This window comes from [Phormidium] sp. LEGE 05292 (genome assembly GCF_015207735.1).
Lineage (GTDB): Bacteria > Cyanobacteriota > Cyanobacteriia > Cyanobacteriales > Aerosakkonemataceae > Floridanema.
Genome location: NZ_JADEWG010000022.1, coordinates 47,246 through 67,598, shown reverse-complemented (window position 1 = coordinate 67,598; position 20,353 = coordinate 47,246). Strand labels below are relative to the sequence as shown.

Annotated in this window: 18 protein-coding genes; 6 read left to right on the top strand and 12 right to left on the bottom strand. The window is 39.8% G+C overall.

Going from position 1 to position 20,353, the window contains the following annotated elements:
• Positions 1-847: glycogen debranching enzyme N-terminal domain-containing protein (locus tag IQ264_RS09130; RefSeq protein WP_193980436.1), on the bottom strand; the 847-nt coding region annotated here is incomplete at its 3' end.
• A gap of 194 nt (positions 848-1,041) precedes the next feature.
• Here IQ264_RS09130 and IQ264_RS09125 point away from each other — a divergent pair.
• The 3 genes from IQ264_RS09125 to IQ264_RS09115 all read left to right on the top strand — a co-directional run bounded on the left by IQ264_RS09125 (position 1,042) and on the right by IQ264_RS09115 (position 2,944).
• Complete coding sequence (locus tag IQ264_RS09125) at positions 1,042-1,653, top strand: peroxiredoxin (RefSeq protein ID WP_193980435.1); 612 nt, start codon at positions 1,042-1,044, stop codon at positions 1,651-1,653.
• Between the two features lie 118 nt (positions 1,654-1,771).
• Positions 1,772-2,305 (top strand): peroxiredoxin family protein, encoded by a 534-nt coding sequence (locus IQ264_RS09120; RefSeq protein ID WP_193980434.1) that lies wholly within the window; start codon positions 1,772-1,774, stop codon positions 2,303-2,305.
• A gap of 27 nt (positions 2,306-2,332) precedes the next feature.
• Entirely contained in the window at positions 2,333-2,944 is a 612-nt protein-coding gene (locus IQ264_RS09115) for a LysE family translocator (protein ID WP_228061396.1), read from the top strand.
• Positions 2,945-3,054: 110 nt separating this feature from the next.
• Here the strand turns inward: IQ264_RS09115 and IQ264_RS09110 are convergent, their stop codons facing one another.
• The 4 genes from IQ264_RS09110 to IQ264_RS09095 all read right to left on the bottom strand — a co-directional run bounded on the left by IQ264_RS09110 (position 3,055) and on the right by IQ264_RS09095 (position 9,734).
• On the bottom strand, positions 3,055-4,101 hold the full coding sequence (locus IQ264_RS09110) for a DnaJ C-terminal domain-containing protein (RefSeq protein WP_193980432.1): 1,047 nt from the start codon (positions 4,099-4,101) through the stop codon (positions 3,055-3,057).
• Between the two features lie 224 nt (positions 4,102-4,325).
• Complete coding sequence (locus IQ264_RS09105; protein WP_193980431.1) at positions 4,326-4,823, bottom strand: AAA family ATPase; 498 nt, start codon at positions 4,821-4,823, stop codon at positions 4,326-4,328.
• A gap of 99 nt (positions 4,824-4,922) precedes the next feature.
• On the bottom strand, positions 4,923-6,212 hold the full coding sequence (locus IQ264_RS09100; RefSeq protein WP_193980430.1) for a glucose-1-phosphate adenylyltransferase: 1,290 nt from the start codon (positions 6,210-6,212) through the stop codon (positions 4,923-4,925).
• A 537-nt stretch (positions 6,213-6,749) separates the two neighbouring features.
• On the bottom strand, positions 6,750-9,734 hold the full coding sequence (locus IQ264_RS09095; RefSeq protein WP_193980429.1) for a hypothetical protein: 2,985 nt from the start codon (positions 9,732-9,734) through the stop codon (positions 6,750-6,752).
• A 158-nt stretch (positions 9,735-9,892) separates the two neighbouring features.
• On the opposite strand from IQ264_RS09095, the gene IQ264_RS09090 reads away from it, so the two are divergent.
• Positions 9,893-11,362, top strand: coding sequence for a glycoside hydrolase family 13 protein (locus tag IQ264_RS09090; RefSeq protein ID WP_193980428.1), 1,470 nt, complete (start codon positions 9,893-9,895; stop codon positions 11,360-11,362).
• A gap of 255 nt (positions 11,363-11,617) precedes the next feature.
• On the opposite strand, the gene IQ264_RS09085 is transcribed toward IQ264_RS09090, so the two are convergent.
• The 3 genes from IQ264_RS09085 to IQ264_RS09075 all read right to left on the bottom strand — a co-directional run bounded on the left by IQ264_RS09085 (position 11,618) and on the right by IQ264_RS09075 (position 13,665).
• Positions 11,618-12,022, bottom strand: coding sequence for a fasciclin domain-containing protein (locus IQ264_RS09085; protein ID WP_193980427.1), 405 nt, complete (start codon positions 12,020-12,022; stop codon positions 11,618-11,620).
• Positions 12,023-12,072: 50 nt separating this feature from the next.
• Positions 12,073-12,489, bottom strand: a complete 417-nt coding sequence (locus IQ264_RS09080; protein ID WP_193980426.1) for a fasciclin domain-containing protein — start codon at positions 12,487-12,489, stop codon at positions 12,073-12,075.
• Between the two features lie 174 nt (positions 12,490-12,663).
• Positions 12,664-13,665, bottom strand: a complete 1,002-nt coding sequence (locus tag IQ264_RS09075) for an ABC transporter ATP-binding protein (RefSeq protein WP_193980425.1) — start codon at positions 13,663-13,665, stop codon at positions 12,664-12,666.
• An 81-nt stretch (positions 13,666-13,746) separates the two neighbouring features.
• On the opposite strand from IQ264_RS09075, the gene IQ264_RS09070 reads away from it, so the two are divergent.
• Positions 13,747-13,893, top strand: coding sequence for a hypothetical protein (locus IQ264_RS09070; protein ID WP_193980424.1), 147 nt, complete (start codon positions 13,747-13,749; stop codon positions 13,891-13,893).
• Between the two features lie 66 nt (positions 13,894-13,959).
• On the opposite strand, the gene IQ264_RS09065 is transcribed toward IQ264_RS09070, so the two are convergent.
• Entirely contained in the window at positions 13,960-14,904 is a 945-nt protein-coding gene (locus IQ264_RS09065) for a phosphoribulokinase (RefSeq protein ID WP_193980423.1), read from the bottom strand.
• Positions 14,905-14,967: 63 nt separating this feature from the next.
• Here IQ264_RS09065 and IQ264_RS09060 point away from each other — a divergent pair, with 63 nt between their 5' ends.
• On the top strand, positions 14,968-15,930 hold the full coding sequence (locus IQ264_RS09060; protein ID WP_193980422.1) for a putative 2-dehydropantoate 2-reductase: 963 nt from the start codon (positions 14,968-14,970) through the stop codon (positions 15,928-15,930).
• A 140-nt stretch (positions 15,931-16,070) separates the two neighbouring features.
• Here IQ264_RS09060 and IQ264_RS09055 read toward each other — a convergent pair whose 3' ends face one another.
• The 3 genes from IQ264_RS09055 to IQ264_RS09045 all read right to left on the bottom strand — a co-directional run bounded on the left by IQ264_RS09055 (position 16,071) and on the right by IQ264_RS09045 (position 20,353).
• Positions 16,071-16,784 (bottom strand): TraX family protein, encoded by a 714-nt coding sequence (locus IQ264_RS09055; protein WP_193980421.1) that lies wholly within the window; start codon positions 16,782-16,784, stop codon positions 16,071-16,073.
• 118 nt (positions 16,785-16,902) lie between these two features.
• The gene (locus IQ264_RS09050; RefSeq protein ID WP_193980420.1) at positions 16,903-18,546 is read right to left on the bottom strand and encodes a YcjF family protein; all 1,644 of its coding nucleotides are present in this window, start codon (positions 18,544-18,546) and stop codon (positions 16,903-16,905) included.
• A 151-nt stretch (positions 18,547-18,697) separates the two neighbouring features.
• Entirely contained in the window at positions 18,698-20,353 is a 1,656-nt protein-coding gene (locus IQ264_RS09045; protein ID WP_193980419.1) for an alpha-keto acid decarboxylase family protein, read from the bottom strand.

Sequence of the window (20,353 nt, the reverse complement as noted above, 5' to 3'; positions counted from 1 at the left end):
CAAGGGGACAAGGGGACAAGGGGACAAGGGGACAAGGAGAATTTTTATCTTCTGCTCCTCTGCCCCTCTGCTCCTCTGCCCCTCTGCTCCTCTGCTCCTCCAACCAGCCTAATTTAGCTTCTAGGGTAATGCGATCGCCTGGTTGCAAGGTAACAGTTAATTGACCTGGACACCAAAGATCTTCGCGATCGCCTAATCCGCGCAATTCTTCTTCGGGATAGTAATAATTCCAATACCAATAATTTACTATTTGATAATTTCCCTTACTCCAAGTTAATTGCCAAGGTGTACCTTGCCAATCTTGATTAATTGCTTGGAAAAAAACCCGGTTTTCGCTAACTTTTTGTGAGAATCTTAATTCTGCTGTTGCTGTTTGTTGATGGTGAAAGTTGCGATCGGCAATTAACGGTTTTAACCGCAAAATTGCTGCTTCTTTCCCTTGATAAACATATTCAATTAAAGTTCTCTGATCGAATTGATTGAGTAATAATTCCTCACCTACTTTGGGAAAGTTTTGCGGCATTTCTAATTGTCGAGTTAGTTGCCAATTTTCCTCACTCCAAACCCAAGTGGGAATCGGATCGATCGTGAACGATCGCAACAATCGATAACCCAAAGGCGCAACTTTACCGCTTGACCAGAAATTTGTCCCTAATTCCCAAGTTTTTCCCCCAATTTCTAGGGTTGCTTCTAAGTGAGATAGCAGCAACGTGCGTTCGCTAGGGGGGTCTAATGCCGCAATTAACCAACCGTGATAGGTGCGGGTGCGGGCATCACACACGGTACCACAAGCAAAACTACCTAGCCCATTGGTCAATAACCACTCTCGCCGATCTAGACTTTCCATTAGTTACTCAAAATCGTTATGAGTATGATATAGTTGTTACAGTTCGTAAATAAACAGTAGTTGCCCCTGTGGGGAAGACGAGGTGGGTTAACGAGAATTGTTCGTTAACTCAAAAAACTAAAGCTAAACCCCGTCTTTACTACATTACCTACAAGAGGACAAGTCGAAGCATAATTTTTAAGGAGAAAAAGTTCATGCCCCTAAGTTACGCATCAGAAGGATGTTTGCGTGTTGGTCAATCTGCGCCTGACTTTACTGCAACAGCTGTAGTGGATCAAGAATTCAAGAGCATCAAGCTGTCAGACTATCGTGGTCAGTATGTTGTGTTGTTCTTCTATCCGTTGGACTTTACCTTTGTTTGCCCAACTGAGATTACAGCATTTAGCGATCGCTACGAAGAATTCAAAAAACTGGGCACAGAAATTCTGGGCGTTTCGGTAGACAGCGAATTCTCCCACTTAGCTTGGATTCAAACCGATCGCAAATCTGGTGGTTTGGGCGATTTAGCTTATCCTCTAGTTTCCGACATCAAAAAAGACATCAGCGCCGCTTACAACGTCCTCGATCCAGAAGCAGGCGTAGCTTTGCGCGGTCTGTTCATCATTGACAAAGAAGGTGTAATTCAACACGCCACCATCAACAACCTATCTTTTGGTCGCAGCGTTGACGAAACATTGCGGACTCTCCAGGCGATTCAATACGTGCAATCTCACCCAGATGAAGTTTGTCCCGCTGGTTGGCAACCTGGTGAAAAGACCATGAATCCCGATCCTGTCAAATCAAAAGTTTTCTTTGCTTCTGTTTAATTTAAGGCAACTAACTCTTTTGTAAGATAAGTTCTTCACCCCAACACTACAACTGCAATTGTCAGCTTGTAATGTTGGGGTTATATTTATTTAAAGTTACTGAGTTTATTATTTAATTATGCTGACTTCCACTGATTTTAGCGGTTTAATAAATGAACGTTTCTTCCGTAATTTTTTGCCAATTCCGGCGCATAACGAACTACGATTAGGGGCAGTTACTAAAGATTTTGAACTGCTAGATATTACTAATAGTCAGCCCATCAAGTTATCAACTTTTAGAGGTAAACAGCCCGTTGTTTTAGCTTTTACCCGAATTTTTACTGAAAAACAATACTGTCCACTGTGCTATCCCCACATTATAGCGATGAATCAAAACTATGAACGGTTTTCTAGCAGAGGAATCGAAGTTTTAATGATTACCAGTACTGACAAAAAACAAAGTGAAAAAGTTGTCAAAGACTTGGGGTTAAAAATGCCGTTATTGAGCGATCCGAGTTGTTGGGTGTTTCGGGAATACCAAGTTGGTCAAGCGTTGGGTGCGCCTTTACCAGCGCAATTTGTGTTAGATAAGCAAGGTAAGTTGGTTTACAAGCATTTGTTTTCTTTTTTATCACCTAATGCTTCTGTTGAGCAATTATTAGCAGCGATTTGAACAATCGTTATCCCTATGCAAACCAGTATGACAATTAGTAGCATTGTGGCACTATTCGGTGGGATGGTTGTTCTGGCTGCTATTCCCAGTGTGAGTGTTGTGGCTGTCTCGACAAGATCGGCTACATCTGGGTTTATTCATGGTGTTTTCACCACTCTCGGAATAGTACTGGGTGACATAATTTTCATAATCATAGCTATTTTGGGTTTGTCGTTTCTCGCGGAAACGATGGGTAGCTTATTTGTACTTATAAAATACCTGGGTGGCGTGTATCTTATATTATTGGGAATCGCACTATTTAAGTCAAAAGCAAAGAATATGAAAACAGAGGAGGTGGTTAAATCCTCTTTGCTGTCGAGTTTTTTGACTGGTCTTTTTATTACATTGGGCGATCAAAAGGCGACGTTATTTTATTTAGGCTTTTTTCCGGCTTTTGTCGATCTTTCTCAGGTTTCTTGGTTTGATACTGGGATTATTATTGCGATCGCCATTCTAGCCGTAGGCGGTGTAAAACTTGGTTATGCTTTCATGGCAAATAGAGCTAGATTGCTGATTAGTTCTAAAATAACCAAAGGATTAAACATTGCTGCTGGCTGTGTAATGATTGCTGTTGGAGTATTTTTAATCACAAAAACTTAATCCTGGTTCGTTGTAAGGACTTCAGTCCTGCTAGGTGAGGAGTAGACGACTGAAGTCGCTACTACGAACAGGTTGTGTACGACTGAAGTCGCTACTACGAACTTATTTAATTACAATTTAATTTGTTTGAGGTTAGTGCGGGGATTGAAAGTGCGATCGGCCCGAATTTTTTCATAATATTCTCGTTCCGTTTGGCTAAGTTCTTTGGGTGGAACAATAGAAATTTTCACCATTAAATCGCTGCGTCCTCCTTTAGGATTAGGCCATCCTTTTCCTCGCAGTCTTAGGGATTGACCAGAACGAATACCAGCGGGAACATTAACCGTTACCGAACCATCTGGAGTTGGTACTTCTATTTGTGCGCCTAAAACAGCTTCATCGGGAGTAATTGGCACTTCACAAACTAAATTATCGCCATCAAATTGAAAGAAATTGTGCGGTTGCAGTTCTACATTAAGGTACAAATCACCACGTTGTTGATTTAAAGAATTGAAAGAACCTTTACCTTTTAAACGAATGCGAGTACCTTTTTTAGCACCTGCGGGAATTTTCGCATCTACTACTTCTGCACCTAAATCTAAACGCTTTTGTACGCCGTGAAATGCTTCGGAAAAGGTGAGACTGAGGTTAGCTTCTCTGTCAGCAACACTGGGATTTGTTGTTTGATTATCAAAGCCATCAAAGCCGCTAAAACCGCCACCACCAAAACCAGTAGACCCACCTGGGCTGGTGCGATAGCCGTAACCTCGATTAGTGGAACGTCTAGCACCAGTTCCAGTTCCAGTTCCAGTAGTTCCTGTGCTGTAGCGACCTAATAATTCGTTGATGAATTCGTCAAAACTACCGTACTGACTGAAGTCAAAGCCGTTAAAATCGACTCCTGGTGCGCCTGCACCACCAGCACCTGACCATGCTTGGTCAGCTTGTTTCCAGTATTGACCGAATTGGTCGTATTTTTTGCGTTTATCGGGGTCGGAAAGGACTTCGTAGGCTTCGGTAACTTCTTTGAAACTGGCTTCGGCTTGTTTGTTGCCAGGGTTCATGTCTGGGTGATATTTACGTGCTAGGCGACGGTAAACTTTTTTGATTTCGTCGGCGCTAGCGGTTTTACTTACTCCCAGGACGGCATAATAGTCTTTAAAGTCAGTGGTAGCCATTTAGTTTGTCTCCTATAAAGTAAATATTAGTGGTAATTTTGTCTTGATTTATTATGGGCTGAAGATGATTTTTTGCGGGAGAGTTTTTTAATTTTAGACTTTCCAGTTAAGTATGGTTCGAGCATTTAGTGAGAATAAAAATATGGTCAGGAATAGGTGTATACATGGTCTCATTTTTATTGTGCATTTAAATAGATTATGACTGCAAGTTCGGTTTGGTACGGTTATTCCACAATTGTGAATTCGTCAAGATGGTAGCGAATTAACTGATCGAATCCATCTAGCAAAGCTGGGGGCGCATCGCGTAATTGACGAGACATTCGGAAAATGACTTCTTCGGGGACTTGACGCTGGCGACGACGGTTGCGCCAGAGGCAAAGCCAGATGGGAGTATCGAACCATATTCCGGTGATGTGGGTAAAGCCTGTTTCGCGGCAAAGGGCGATCGCATCTTTGCGTTGGCGACGTGCGGCATTGGTAGCATCGTAAATGGCGACGGTGGCTTGTGCTTGGTTAATTGCTAGGGCAGCTTGTTGTAGTTGTCGCTGTAACTCACGCCAAACTAGCAACCAAGGGCCCTGGATAGCTTCATCTCCAAACAGTTGACCCCGAATCCTGTCTGTAGAAATTAACAAACTTTGGGGCGGTTCTGCGATTAGCTTTTGGGCTAGGGTAGATTTACCGCTACCAGGAAGCCCAATCAAAAGAATTAGTTTTGTCATTGGTCAATTGCCATTTGTCATTTGTTATTTGCTAACCTCTTCACCAATGACCAATAACCAATAACCAATGACCAATGACCAATGACCAATGACTAATGACTAAATGATTGTGCCATCGGGAATAACGGCATTTTTCAAGACAACGACGATGCCGCTACGGATATAGAATCCGAGGTTTTCGCGATCGGCTTCTTGTACATTGTCTTTGTTGATAATTTGGACATCACAACCGATGTGGGCATTTTTGTCAACGATCGCACGCCGAATTGTGGTGTTTGCGCCGATGCCTAATGGGACTTGAGTATGATGGCAATCAGATTCCCGTTCGCTAAAAGGTTGGTAAAAGTCTGCCCCCATAATTAGGGCATCTTCGATTAAACAACCAGCTTCTACACGACTTCGCACTCCCAATACTGAATGAGCGATGCGGCAATTTTTTAAGATACAGCCTTCTCCAATCATCGATTCCGTTACATTACAATCTAACAATTTTGTTGGTGGTAGGTAACGAGCACGAGTGTATATGGGGGCAGTTTCGTCGTAGAAGCTAAAGGGCGGGCGGGGTTGTCTGGTTAAGGCTAAGTTGGCATCGTAGAACGCTTCAATGGTTCCGATATCTTCCCAATACCCGTTAAATAGGTAAGCTTGAACGTTGTGATCTTTCGATGATGCGGGAATAATTTCCTTACCGAAGTCTGTACTGTCTGGGTATGCTTTTAGCAGTTCCAACAACACATCTTTTTTAAAGACATAGATCCCCATAGAAGCGATGTAGGGCATTTTTACAGCTTCTTCTGCCGTCAGCCCCAAAACCTTGGTGTCCACCTGCATTTGTTTGAGGGCTTCACCTTTGGGCTTTTCGCTAAAGTCAACTACTCTACCGTTGTCGTCAATTTTCATTAAACCGAAGTCCGAGGCACGTTTTTCGTCCATCGGCACAACGGAGATGGTGATATCGGCGTTGGTTTCGCGGTGACGTTGCACGAACAAACGATAGTCCATCCGGTAGAGGTGATCTCCCGAAAGGATTAAATATTCATCCACATCCCACTCTTGGAATAGCCACATATATTGACGAACTGCGTCAGCCGTACCTTGGAACCAGTTAGGGTTTTCCGGTGTTTGCTGGGCAGCTAGTACTTCTACAAACCCATCAGTGAAGCCAGCAAAGTTGTATGCGCGGGCAATATGACGGTTGAGTGAGGCAGAGTTAAATTGAGTCAGGACGTAGATTTTGTAAATTTCTGAGTTGATGCAGTTACTTACGGGAATATCGATGAGGCGATATTTCCCTGCTAAGGGTACTGCTGGCTTGGCGCGTAGTTTGGTTAGGGGGTAAAGACGAGTCCCTGCGCCGCCACCGAGAATAACAGATAAAACTCTTTTCACAAAAAAACCTCTCACTGCCAAACGTTCCCAAGTCCAGTGTCGGACTGTGGGGAACAGTTGGCAAGGGGGAAAAGGAGGAACTGGGCATTTTTTTGGAGTTACCCGCAGGGGGGCTCCAGGGGCTCCAGGGGCTCCAGGGGCAGAAAATAGATATAAAATGCCGGAAGAAATAGCCAGAGAAAGACAACAACAACTTCAGGATCTTTTAGCTAAGTTGGAGGAGAGGGGAATCGATCCGAATACATTGTAAAGAGGTAGTTGTGGAGATGGCGATCGCTCTTTATATAATCAACTATTGGGTATCTTTCTTTCTATTATTTTCTGCCTCCACTTAGGTTCGAGTGCATTTATATGCTCAAATATTAGCACAAGTAGCTCGACTCAACATTATTAAAACCAAAGCTTGGTACACTTTAAATCACCGTTATTAGTCTTTTTTAGACAGAATCAAATTTAGCACATTTAACTCATTGGAAGTTAACAAATATCTATCTGTATAAATTTTTTCTCGCATTTGTATTTGACGCACCCTACAAACTAAGGGTTTAAATATTGTTTAACTTCGGTTAAAAATGCCAATGAGTTAAATTCAACCTCGCCTCTACTATGGTTAAAGACAGACAATTTACTGAATGCTTCGTCGCCAATAATGTTTTGATAAGGGTCGAGTTTTAAGCTAATATCTTTGTCTTTTTCAAATCGGGAAAAGTGAAAGAGTGTGAGGTATTGGAGAATGTCATTTTTCAAGGTACTATCATCATTCATTAAAGCTTGTCGGATTTCTCGATCGTCCAAAACTCCTGGGTAAATACCGATTAGTGTAGAGTAGGAAATTACGCCGTTGTAAAAGCGATCGTCCCCTTTACCCACTGTGATTCCGTTAAAAAGATTGAAGAAAACAATTGCTTGGTGACAGGGATCTTCTGCAAGATTTAGTAATTGTCCAGTATCTTGAATGTAAAAAGATTTTGACTTTAGAGTTTGGGATTTTTTCACATAATATTTATCAAAAAATACCGGATAAATGTTAATGTCGTGGCGATTTCCCCTCAATTCTTCAACTAGTTTTGGGGACATAAAATATAATCCTTCATCTTCATCTGTTTGGGTTATATGTAAGCTACTTGTGTAAGGTGCTTTGGCAATATATACAAAGTGTCGATATCCAGCTTCATAGAGATTGTTTACTGTGTCTAAAAGAATTGGTGGGTCTCGATACAAGCGATCGTTGTAATAATTATCAGAAAAGGTTTGGATAATTTCTAAACCAATCACACCGTTGTTTTTGCGGTTGACAGTGACTACTTCTCCTATTAAATTAGAGATGCGATTTAAGCGATTTCTGTTACCTGTTCTCGCGTCGCTTTCTAAGCTGGAAACAACAATAATTGCTAGTTTTTCTAACTGGGGAGTATCATTAGGATTGCTAAAGCGGAATTTTTTTGGCAATACGGAATAGAGGGAATATAACCCATTATTTATTTTGAAGCTATTCAAGTTTTTGACTCGGAAACCTTGAGAAGTTACTCGATGTTTTTCGCTCAATAAATGAGATAATGTTTTGCTAAGATTGGCGACAAATTTTTCGGAAGGTGCGGGATTTTGGCGATCGCCTTCGTGCAATCTCACCATCGGTACAAATAAACTCTTTGGTGTAGCTTCCAATAAAATATTTAAGCAAAGATACGCCAGCAAGGAGAATGTAAAACGATAAATAAAAGCTTGAGTTGAGTTTAAACCCTGCTTATTTTCGTCTAAACGTCGATTGTTGAAGGGAAAAATAATTAATTTATTCTTACTAAAAGACTCTCGATATACTTCCCTAGATTTGTCTTGTTTCGGAACCAAAATTACTGGTAAAGTATCGATGTTTTCGATATCGAATTTCATGCGAAATTCTTGACGTTCTTCGCTAGAAAAATAGCGGATATCTTCAATCGTGATACTCCCAGGTAATTGACAAAGCGCATTGTTATCAATATAAGATTCACCAATAGAAATGTATCTCAAGCATTCTTTAGGATTGTTCGCTAAAACTTCATTGAAAAAACTTAGTTTGTTGAAAATACTGTCGATATCTTGCTCTAAAATTCCTTTCCTAACGCTAATCTGTAGCGGATAGTTTCTTGTAGGTAAAACAGTTTGTCTTTTAATTAAATCTTTGAGTAATGCTTTCAAAGCATTAATTTTATCGATTACTTTATAATCCTTAAATCCGCGAATCATGCCTTTAAAAAGCTTTTTCTTTGCTTCTTCATCCGATCCGCGAAGTGTAACCATTATTCTTGCAAAAGCAGCGATCGGATCGTAATTTAGGTCATTGTTTGGATGATAACCCGCTTCGTTCGGATTAGGGCAAGCAAAGACAAAAAAGTATAATAAAAATAGTCTGAGTACCTTTGCACCAAAGTTTGGTTTGTTTTGCAGTTCTTTTTGATGTTCTTCACTTTCCGGATCAATTAAATTCAAATTATGCTCAAAAACTTCTTCCCCGCTGAGTGCTTGCACTGGGTTATTAAACTTCATTTTAATCCCAAAAACAAACTGTCTTTCTCCTTGATTTTGATCTGTACTTTCTCCCAAGTTTCCGGTAATTATGGGAATGATTGGTAAAGCGTCTAAAACGTCTGCTGTGGAAAATACCTCTTTGTAATTAATCCTTGCACCAGCATAGTTAACTTCGTACTCAGCATCAGCTTTATTCTCATTAATGTAAGTTTCAATTAATCTTAAACGGCGAATCAAATCTTCGAGATAAATTTTTGCCGGGGAATCGGCGATTTCATTATTGTCTCTGAGATATTCTAAATATCTGATTTTTGCTTCTTTTTTGAGTTTTCCCAAAGTTTCAGTATCGACAATTCTTTGCAGTCGATAAAAGTCAGATAAATCATTTCGCAACATTCCTTGGAGAATGTCGTTTAACTCTTCAACTTCACTATCACTTTCCGCTTTTGTTTCGATATAATTTGCTAAACCTTGTTGAAGTTGTTGGGTAAATTGATTAGTATTGTGGACTTTAATTGTGAGTTTATGTAATTTTAGTAAGGAAGCACTACCGGGAGTTTGACGATCTAAAGTTAGTTTTTGCTTTTGTAAATTGGGAGTTGCTTGATCGAAGGCAAAAATAAAATCTAATTTGTTGTTTTTTCCCTGAAAAGATGCGAGAGGAGTGGTTAAACTGCTGACAAATTCGGGAAGGGATTTGTTTTCTCCTAAAGTAGCTGTTAATGTTTGTTGGATACGATCGCGAATATTGCGGACTAAATTAGGAAAAGTTTCCCGGAATTTTGGCGTAAATTTAATCGTTGCCGATCGCACTCCGATCGCAGATGTCAGCGGACTTTGTACCTGTAAATTAGCTACTTGATTCGCTACTTCGTCAATGTCAATTATTAAGCGATCGCTTCCTGATAATTTAAATACGGTTTGATTACTTAATACTTGAGAAATTTTTTGTAATAAATCGCTATAATCTAGCGAAACTAAGTCATCGTCACCCTGATTTAAAACGTTAACCATTGATGGTATTTTTTTACACTTACTCTTATTAAATCATTAGCGATCGACCGCAGTCAATCACTTTGATATCCAATTATATATAAAAGTTTTCTATCAAAAGTAGGAATCAAATAACAGCAAATAGCTGTAACTTAAAATAGAGAGCTAGCAGATTAATTATGCAGATAAACACTCCAGATTGGGTTAAACACGCAGTTTTTTATCAAATTTTTCCGGATCGGTTTGCTCGCAGCAAACAGCCTCACAAACGACTTTTGAGAAACGCCTCTTGGGAAGCTTGGGATGATATGCCAACACTCCAAGGTTATAAAGGTGGTGATTTGTGGGGTGCGATCGAACAGTTGGATTACTTGCAGGATTTGGGCATTAATGCTGTATATTTTACCCCCATTTTTCAATCTGCCAGTAACCACCGATACCATACTCATGATTATTACCAAGTAGATCCAATGTTGGGGGGAAATCCGGCTTTTAAAGAATTACTAGATGCTGCCCACAAACGGGATATTAAAGTTGTGTTGGACGGGGTATTTAATCATTCTAGCCGAGGCTTTTTCTTCTTTCATGATGTGTTAGAAAATGGCCCACATTCTCCTTGGGTGGATTGGTTTAAAGTTGAAGGTTGGCCTGTATCTGCTTACAATGGAGAGTATCCAGCAAATTATGTTGGTTGGGCAGGAAATCGCGCTTTGCCAGTATTTAATCATGACAATCCCGAAGTGCGCGAATACATCATGGAAATTGCCGAATATTGGATTAAATTTGGCATTGATGGCTGGCGATTAGATGTACCTTTTGAAATAAAAACTCCTGGTTTTTGGCAAGAATTTCGCGATCGCGTTAAAGCCATCAACCCCGAAGCTTACATAGTTGGTGAAGTTTGGGGAGACTCCCGCGAATGGTTAGATGGTACTCAATTTGACGGAGTAATGAATTACTTATTTGCTGCGCCAACTATTGCTTTTACGGCTGGCGATCGTGTAGACATTTCTCAAGTACAAGACCGTTCTTACGATCCTTACCCGCCTTTATTCGCCAAAGAATACGGCGAAAAAATTGAATATTTGCTGCAACTTTACCCTTGGGAAATTCAACTTACCCAACTTAATTTATTAGCTAGTCATGACACAGCACGATTAATTTCCATCGCCCAAGGTGACAAAGCCAGCGTAGAACTAGCAACCGTTTTACTATTAACATTTCCCGGTGCTCCCAGCATTTATTATGGCGATGAAGTTGGCTTACCTGGGAAATTAGACCCCGACTCGCGGCGCGGTTTTCCAATGGAAGCCCACTGGGATGTTTACGTTCTCAAATATCACCAAAAACTCATCGCTTTACGGAATAAATATCCCGCACTTCGTACAGGTTCCTATCACATTTTGTACGCAGAAGGAACAGTTTACGTATTTGCCAGAATTTTGGTAAATGAAAAATTAATTGTTGCTGTTAATGTCGGTACTTCAGATGCAAATATCAGCTTTGAAGTAACAACTTTGCAATCTCAACCAAGTCAATTACTATACGGTGAAGCTGAATTTTCTTGGAATGAAGAAGCAGGAAAATCCCAGCAATTAAGCTTGAATTTACCTGCTCGATCGGCTTCTATTTTAGGCCCAATTGAATAGAGTTTTTCTAGTAACTCAATTTGCTAGTTATTAATTCTTTCTTGTTCCTTGTTCCCCCCTTGAGTAAGGGGGGATAGGGGGAATCTAACTCTGTGATTACAATGTTTTGATCCCCCCAACCCCCCCGTGATGTTAATAGCGAAACTTCCGCTGGTTCCCCCCTTTGTAAGGGGGGCGGAGGGGGGATCAAAAGGGGGCTAAGAAAGAGTTAGTAGAGACGTTTCATGAAACGTCTCTACAATGTCTCTTCAATCCCTAATATTGCGGGATTAAAACAGTATCGATCGCATGAATGACACCGTTATCAGCTTCTAAATCGGACTGAACGATCGCAGCATCACCCACCATCACAGCACCATTGTTATGAATTTTCAAATCCGAACCTTCAAATGTGGTAGTTTTATCTAGTTTTACCACATCTTCTGACATCACTTTGCCTTCGATAATGTGATATGTGAGAATCTTAGTTAACTGGGGAATATCGCTCAACAATTTATCGATAGTTCCTGTGGGCAATTTGTCAAAAGCTTCATCAGTTGGAGCAAAAATAGTAAATGGGCCAGCACCTTTCAAAGTATCAGTTAAACCAGTAACTTTCACAGCTTCTACTAAAGTCTTAAAAGAGCCAGATTTAGCAGCTGTTTCTAAAATGTTTGCCATTTGTTTTACCTTTTTTTGATTTGATAATTAGTTGAACAACTTATGGCAACTTATTCAACTGCTACTAATGCAGGCATTAATACTGTATCAATGACATGAATAACGCCGTTGTCTGCGAGAATATCTTGTTTTAAAACATTAGCATCATTCACTTTTACACCATCTGAAGAATCAATAGCTAATACTGACCCTTCAAAAGTAGGTGCTTCATTGATTTGGATAAGATCATCCGATCTAACATCTCCAGCAACAACGTGATACATGAGAATTCGCTTCAGTTTGGCAGTGTTCTCCATCAAAGAAGCTACAGTAGTAGCGGGAATTTTAGCAAATGCCTCATCAGTAGGAGCAAAAACGGTTTTGGTTTCAGGATTTTTAAGTACATCTACTAATCCTGCTGCTTCCACTAAAGTTAGTAAAGTTTTGAAAGATTCAGCTTGAGTAGCGGTTTCTACAATGTCAGCCATAATTTTTCCTAAGTTGTTAACTTTTCCTGTTTCAAGTAATACAAACTGACAAGCTTAAGTGCATCTTTCAAGAGTCGCAGATATTTCTTAGACATCTAAAAGGTAAATTACCTCAAAGCCTTGTAGAGACGTTGTATACAACGTCTCTACATTGTTTTTTTTGGAGATGTCTATTTAACTGCTGGCAGTTATACCTCTTTTTTGCAGTTGTTCCATAAAAAACTCTTCTAAAGTAGGACGCGCTAAGTTTAAGGTGATGATTTGGGCTTGCATGAGGCGTAAACTAGAGAGAAAATCTTGTATATCGCCTTTTACGTGACCTTGCCAAGCTTCTTCTGTGCTACCTATTCCTTGAGATACAAATTCTAAATCTGGTAGCCATTTTTTTAAGATGTCTTGCTTACCGCCTTTGCCTTTAATGTAATATGTGTCGGCGGTTCCCAAAAGTTCATTCAAAGAGCCGATGCAAATTATTTCACCTTGCGCTAATATGGCGATGCGATCGCAAATCTTCTCCACATCTGACAATACATGACTGTTAAAAAATATGGTTTTTCCCGCAGCTTTTAAAGATGAAATAATCTCTCTAATTTGGTAGCGTCCCAGAGGATCTAAACCCGACATCGGTTCATCTAAAAATACCAATTCTGGGTCATTAATTAAAGCTTGCGCCATGCCAATTCGTTGCAACATTCCTTTAGAATATTGTCGCAGTTGCTTTTTCTTCGCTGCTGACTGGGCGAGTCCGACCATTTCTAAAAGTTGGGGAATGCGTTGCTTTTGAATTTCTTTAGGAATTTGAAAAAGTCCGGCGATCATTTGCAAAAATTCCCAACCTGTTAAAAAATCATAATAATAGGCATTTTCCGGCAGATAACCAATGCGTTGCTTGACAGTGCGATCGCCCAAAGTTTTTCCTAATATTAACCCCCTGCCAGAAGTAGGACGGGCAATGCCTAGTAAAGTTTTTAACAGTGTAGTTTTTCCCGCACCATTCTGCCCTAACAAACCAAAAGTTTCCCCTTCATAAACTGTCAAGGTACAACTTTTTAAGGATTCGATTTTCTGATTCAGCCAAAAGCCTGTGCGGTAAACTTTTCCTAATTCGTAGGTTTGCACAACTGGCTGACGTGCAATTGTAATTTCTCCCCCTGACAAATCTGTAGCAGAATCCATATTATTTTAGTTATCGACGACAACTGAGATTGATTATTACCTATATTAAGTAAATAACATCATTTAGTAGCAAGGAAACTCATGGATCGAGGGAAAATTGTGGCAATTATTACCGGGGTAATTTCTCTAATTCTAGCGATCGGCTATTTACTCTTAGTACAACTGCTAGATTTTCGTGGGGAAATGATACCTGCACCCGTATCAATGTTGAATTTGGGAATTTGGTAGTAAATTGTGGGTAATGGATGGTTGATGATTTGTGCGATCGATTCATTACCCACAACTTTGACAATTTTAAAAATGATGTACATGAGTAGCTTTGAGCGTATGAAAAGAAATTAATAACTGCGTCAAAGCCAGAGGATAACTTTGCAAAATCTCATCAGTTGTCCCAGTAATTTTCCCCAATTCTAAATTTCCTCCCAAACTACAATGCGGAAATAAATCGGGCATTTCCTGACACAAAACCTTTTCTAATTTACTCACCTGTTCCGCAGTTGCATGACTATCAATTTCCAGCACATCAACTGGTTTACCCATATCCCGATCTAATCCTAAACGAACAGATGAATCAGTACCATTATCACTGAGATCTATAATTTTAATAAAATCAGGATGGGGGATAGTAGGTCTGAGTACCAAACGCACATTTAAACGGGAATTATCCTCATCAATATCATCATTTGGGGGATAAAAAGTTACGACCACATCTGCCCATTTGCGCTGAGGACGAATAAAGTGTTCTGAGTCAGGTTCGCGTTTTTCTAATTCTGCTAAAACTTGTTCTGGCGAGTAACCCCGCTTCATTGTATCCCGCTTAATCTTCCACTTCGCACGCAAAGATTCTGGTGGTGCAAGGTAAACTTTAACATCAAAACAATCACGACAACCACGAGTAGAATAACCTAGCAATCCTTCGACAATTACAAATTTTTGGGGTTTAATATATTGTGGTGGTTCAAAAGTTCCTGTGTGGTGACTGTAAACTGGTTTTAGGATCGGTTGACCTGTTCGCAACAGCGATAAATGCTGCTGCATAATATCCAAATAATTGCAATCTGGATGCAAAGCTGTAATGCCTAATTCTGCTCGCTGAGTGCGATCGTATTTGTGATAATCGTCAGTACAGATAACTGTAACATTATCTTCTCCCAAAACCTGGGCAATTCCTCTAGTTAAAGTGGTTTTTCCCGCCGCACTATCACCAACAATTCCAAGGATAATCGGACGATTGCTCATAGTTTTTGATATATTAAAGCTTCTGAATTAATTTAATTTTAGGAGGGAATGGAGATCGAATCAATGCCTAATCAATTTATTTACAATTCTTTTCAACTTAGTTATGCCATTTTGGGAACAGGTGCGCTAGGTGGATATTACGGCGCTTGTTTGCAAAAAGCTGGTTTAGATGTTCACTTTCTGTTACACAGCGATTACGAATATGTCAGTCAGCATGGTTTAGTAGTTGAATCAAAATATGGTAATTTCACTTTACCAGATGTTCAAGCTTACCAGGAAGCTAGCAAAATGCCTCCTTGTGATGTAGTAATTGTGGCATTAAAAACTACCCAAAATCATTTATTACCGCAAATGTTAACCAATCTAGTTAAAGATAATGGTGTGGTTTTAGTATTACAAAATGGACTAGGCGTAGAAGATGAAGTTGCTAAAATTGTCGGCGCAAAAAGGGTAATGGGTGGGCTATGTTTTCTTTGTTCTAATAAAGTAGCACCTGGACATATTTGCCACTTAGATTATGGTCAAATTAAAATTGGAGAATATGCTGCTAATTATCAACCTGCTGGAATTACTAATAGAATGCAGCAAATCGCTGCTGATTTTGAACGTGCAGGAATTAAGATGGAATTAGCAGAGGATTTGCTATTAGCACGTTGGCAAAAATTAGTTTGGAATATTCCCTACAATGGACTTTCTGTAGTTTTGGATGCAAGAACTGATGAATTAATGAGTAATCCTGATACTCGCAGTTTAGTTGAAGAGTTAATGTGGGAAGTAGTAGCAGGAGCAAAAAGTTGTAATTCCATTATTGATAAAAGCTTTGTAGAAACCATGCTACACTACACCGATAAAATGAAACCTTACCGCACCAGCATGAAAATTGATTACGATGAAAAGCGACCTTTGGAAGTAGAAACAATGTTTGGCAATCCCTTACATTTTGCCCAAAAAAAGGGTGTAAATTTACCAAAAATTACCATGATTTACCAACAATTAAAGTTTTTGGATAGCCGAAATTGTAGTTAGCGGTATGGTAAATTCATCGCAGCTAATCTAAAATAGTTACAATAAATGAGTAGGGGCGGGTTTAGCCAAAAGATGGTAATAGCCAGGAATAATATAGAAGTCAAAACCCGCCCATTCCAAGCATCTGTAGCAAACATTTATTACGGTAAATTTATCCGGGAATTTAACCACAATTTAATTAAAAGCAAAACTCCCAAATGTAGCGGATACAAAGGATAAAACCATTTATAAAACGGTTTACTCTTTCCCCCTTGTTCACCGTTATATAAAGCTATTATTCCTACAGAAGCTATACCAAACAACTCGACATAACTCCATTGATTAATATAGATAAACAATAACCGATAGCCAACAAAAAAGAACCACCATTTGGCACTTTGTAAATCGATAATTGACATCAAATAAATTAGAATTAATGCGAACATTCTCCCCTCAACCCGCAACAATTCGGCAACTACCATGAAAGCAATAACAATTAAAAACTTGAAAAGTTTCGATTCAACTAATTTAGTGCAACGAATAGTTATAACTCCCAAAGCCAGAGTAAATAGGATATTAAGTTCGCTGGGTACAGAGAAAACTAAATAGTAAACTTTGCTATAAATTGGTTGAGTTATAATTCCCCAAATTATTAATCTAAAGACATATTTTTTGATATCAGATGTATACTTTTCTCCTTGTGCTGCTAACCATGCAAACAAGGGAAAACTCAGCCTTCCTAAGATAACTAAAATAGTCACTTGTGGAAAAAATAACCTCCCCACATGATCGATAATCATTAGGGAAAACGCTATCAGTTTAATATCAAAAGCGGTGAGTTTTTGAATGTTTAACTTACCAAGAATTTCAGACATATAGAGCAATCCTATTTTTTTGAACCGCTACAGACGCAGAGAGCGCAGAGAGAAGAACGTAAGTAGAGACGTTTATACAACGTCTCTACATTTTTTGATAACTAGTAACTAGCATTAATTACCAATCTTCTCGTTTTGGTGATGATTTAGTCCAATCATCTACATATTCGTAAGGTGGGATTTTGATCTCTTCTACTTCTTCCTCTTCCGCCTCTTCTTCTTCATATTCTAATTCCGTTTCTTGTGGGGGATTTTGTGTTAACGGTTGGACAACTTTTGCAATAGCATCTTGGACAAAAGCTTTGACAAATTCATCTTTTTTATTCAACTCAAATTGCCGTTGCACAACTTCTGAAATTCCGCCATCGCCCCAATCTTGATTATGGCGAAAATATTCAATAAAACTCTTTCCGGCAATGCGGGTTAAATAAGCAGCACTTACGCCTTGAATTGCTTTACCAACTAAATAAGTAGCAATGTTTAATTGTAATGCTCTAGAAACTAATTCAATTGCTCCTTTAACTATGCCTAAACTAGCGAGAGTTTTGCCTAAAGAAAGCGCCAACTCTCTCCCCCTTTCCATATTCAAATCACAGCCATAAATCTTGCCAATTTCTACTACCATTTGGGCGTTTACTGCCACAGTTGCTAACAAATCTACCACTGGCAAAGGTGTAACTGCAATTACTCCCGCGCTTATCCATTGATACCGTTCTACAACTTTATCAGCTTGACGGCGACGTTGGGCATCAATTATTTTTCTGGCTTCTTCTCCTAAACGTTGCGATTGTAATAAAATATTATCTGCCATTAAATCATCACCTTCTGCCCGTAAAATGTTTGCTAAACGGCGAATTAATGGCATAACATCAGGTTCAGGTTGAATAATTTCCCCGGTTTCTAACTTGACTGTGCGGGGATTTGCTGACACAGTAACAATATCAGAAGTAGAAATAAAACTCTTAACTCTTTCTCGGAGTCGCGCCAAAATTGTTTCTTTATCTTCGTCGGTGTAAAGGTCGATTTTGTTGAGGACTAAAATATTGCGTTTACCAATTTCTGCCAAGGCTTTTAAGGGTACAAATTCTGATTGCAGCAGGTCGTTTTCGACTACAAATAATAGTAAATCCGCCTCGGTTGCTAATTGACGTGCTAGTTGTTCTCGTTCTGTTCCCGCAACTCCCGCTTCTAAAATTCCTGGGGTATCAGTAATTAAAATTTCCCGTTCTAAACCTTTTAATTTTAATTCGTAAGTTTCGCCAACTTCTGTCGTTCCCATTGGCGCACTAACTTTGCCTACCATTCTACCCATTAAGGCATTTATTAAGGAAGTTTTGCCCGATGAACCTGTACCAAATATTACAACTTGGAGGTTTCCTCTGGATAAATTAGTTTCAATTTCACGAGAACGACTAAGTAAAGCTTGTCGGGAAACTTCGTCTTCAATTTGTTTGACTTGTTTTTTGACGGCGCGGAGATTTTCTGCTGCTGCTTCGGTTTTTGCTTCGGGAAGTTTAATTTTTGGTTTGCGGCGCTTTGGCTGATTTTGCGATCGCCAAAACATCACCCCATAATAAATCAAAGCCGTAATCAGCAACGCCAGCAGCAATATCAGCAGCAACACTACTACATTAGCCAACAAAGGCGGTGCAGACCAAGCAATATTAATATAAAGCTGATAAATGGAGTTAACTAACCAAATCATCAGCCCCAAGACTACAGTGAGGGCAGCTACTAAAGCGAGAAGTTTAGGCAGTCGCATGGCAGAAACGGGTATTTGCTTCTAAACACTAGCCTACACTGACAAAGTTTATCTGTGTCTGGTAAATTTTCTGCAAAAGACTTTAGGCTTAAGCTAGAGGTAATCGCTAGTTTTTGTCAGATAAAATTTTCTCTCACTCGCCATTTCCTCCTTATTGCTGCAACAGCTTCAGAAGAATTTCTGGATTGTCCATTTTGTCCATCACTATTTCAATAAAGGCAAGGGAGTCTCTATCTTTTTCAGCTTTAGAGACCGCTGTTTCTAACTCTGATTCTGTGCTAACTTTCATACTCCAACTATTGTTAGCAAAAACTTCAGGAAGTTTGTAATAATCCCACCTTTGGATGTCGTTGTATGGCATTTTTTCACCATGAATGTCGCGTTCTATGGTGTATCCATCGTTATTCATCAGAAAAATTATTGGTTTGAGGTTATAGCGTAATATTGTTGATAGTTCTTGTGCTGTCATTTGGAACGAACCATCACCAATTATTAAGATACACCGTCGCTGGGGAGCAGCCAGCGCACAACCTAGAACTGCGCCAAGCGAGTAGCCTATAGAAGCCCAAAGTAGTTGTCCGACAAAAGTTGTTCCCTTTGGGAAAGGAACTAGCAATGCGCCAAAAAAAGAAACTCCAATTTCGGCAACGACGATATCATCTTCTTTGAGAAAATGAGCCATTCTTTGCCACCAACGCTCTTGCTTAATAGGTGCATTATCGTTAGGTTGGAAACTCGTTGTAAAACCAGGATTCAAATTGTCTTTAACGGGTTTTATATCCAGCGAAATGCGATCGCGATGCTGCAATTTTTTGCTTAAGGCAGGTAGAAAATCCCGCATCGCTACATTATTGTACAAGGCACGCTTAATCTTTAAATACTGCCCATGCACTTCAATAGTTCGACTAGGATCTAGTTGGGCGGAAAACTTTCCGGTGTTAAAATCGGTCAAATAAGTACCGATACTTAATACACAATCTGCTTCTTCAATACGTCTTCGCACATAGTTGTCACTGATAGCACCGTTATAAATGCCAATATATTGGGGATGAGTTTCTTCTAGTAACGCTTTCCCCATGCTCAAAGTGGCATAAGGATATCCAGTAGCTGCTAACAAATCTCGCAACTGGTTATGCAGGCGATAGCGATCGACTCCCACATCAGCGAGAATAATTGGTTTTTCAGCTTTTTCCAACATAGTAACGCTAGCATCAATTGCCTCTTCCAAAGTAAGGCGATCGCTCTCGAATACAGGAGATACTAATTCACCTGAAGGCGCAGCTACTTCAGTAGAAGCAACATCCATAGGTAAGCTGATATAAACAGGTTGCTTTTTGAGAAGACAAGCACCCAGAACTCTATCAATTTCTGCTGTGGCATTCTCTGCTGTTAGATACGCTTGTGCCACCGTTACTTTTTCATACATTCTGGCAAACATGGTAAAATCGCCAGTGCCAAGGGTATGGTGCAGAAGTCCGCCCATTTTTTGCTTTTTGGTAGCCGGAGAACCAGTAATCGCTACCACAGGAACGTACTCGGCATAAGCACCAGCAATTCCATTAATTGCGCTCAATTCGCCCACACCAAAAGTGGTGACTAATGCGGCAATACCATTAATCCGAGCATAGCCATCGGCGGCATAAGCGGCGTTGAGTTCGTTGCAAGTTCCAATCCACTCAATGCCCTCTATATTGAAGATGCTATCCAAAAATTCCATATTGTAATCACCAGGCACACCAAAGATATGCTTGATGCCAATTTGTTTGAGACGAAGCAACAAATAGTCCCCAACTGTAAATTTCGTCAT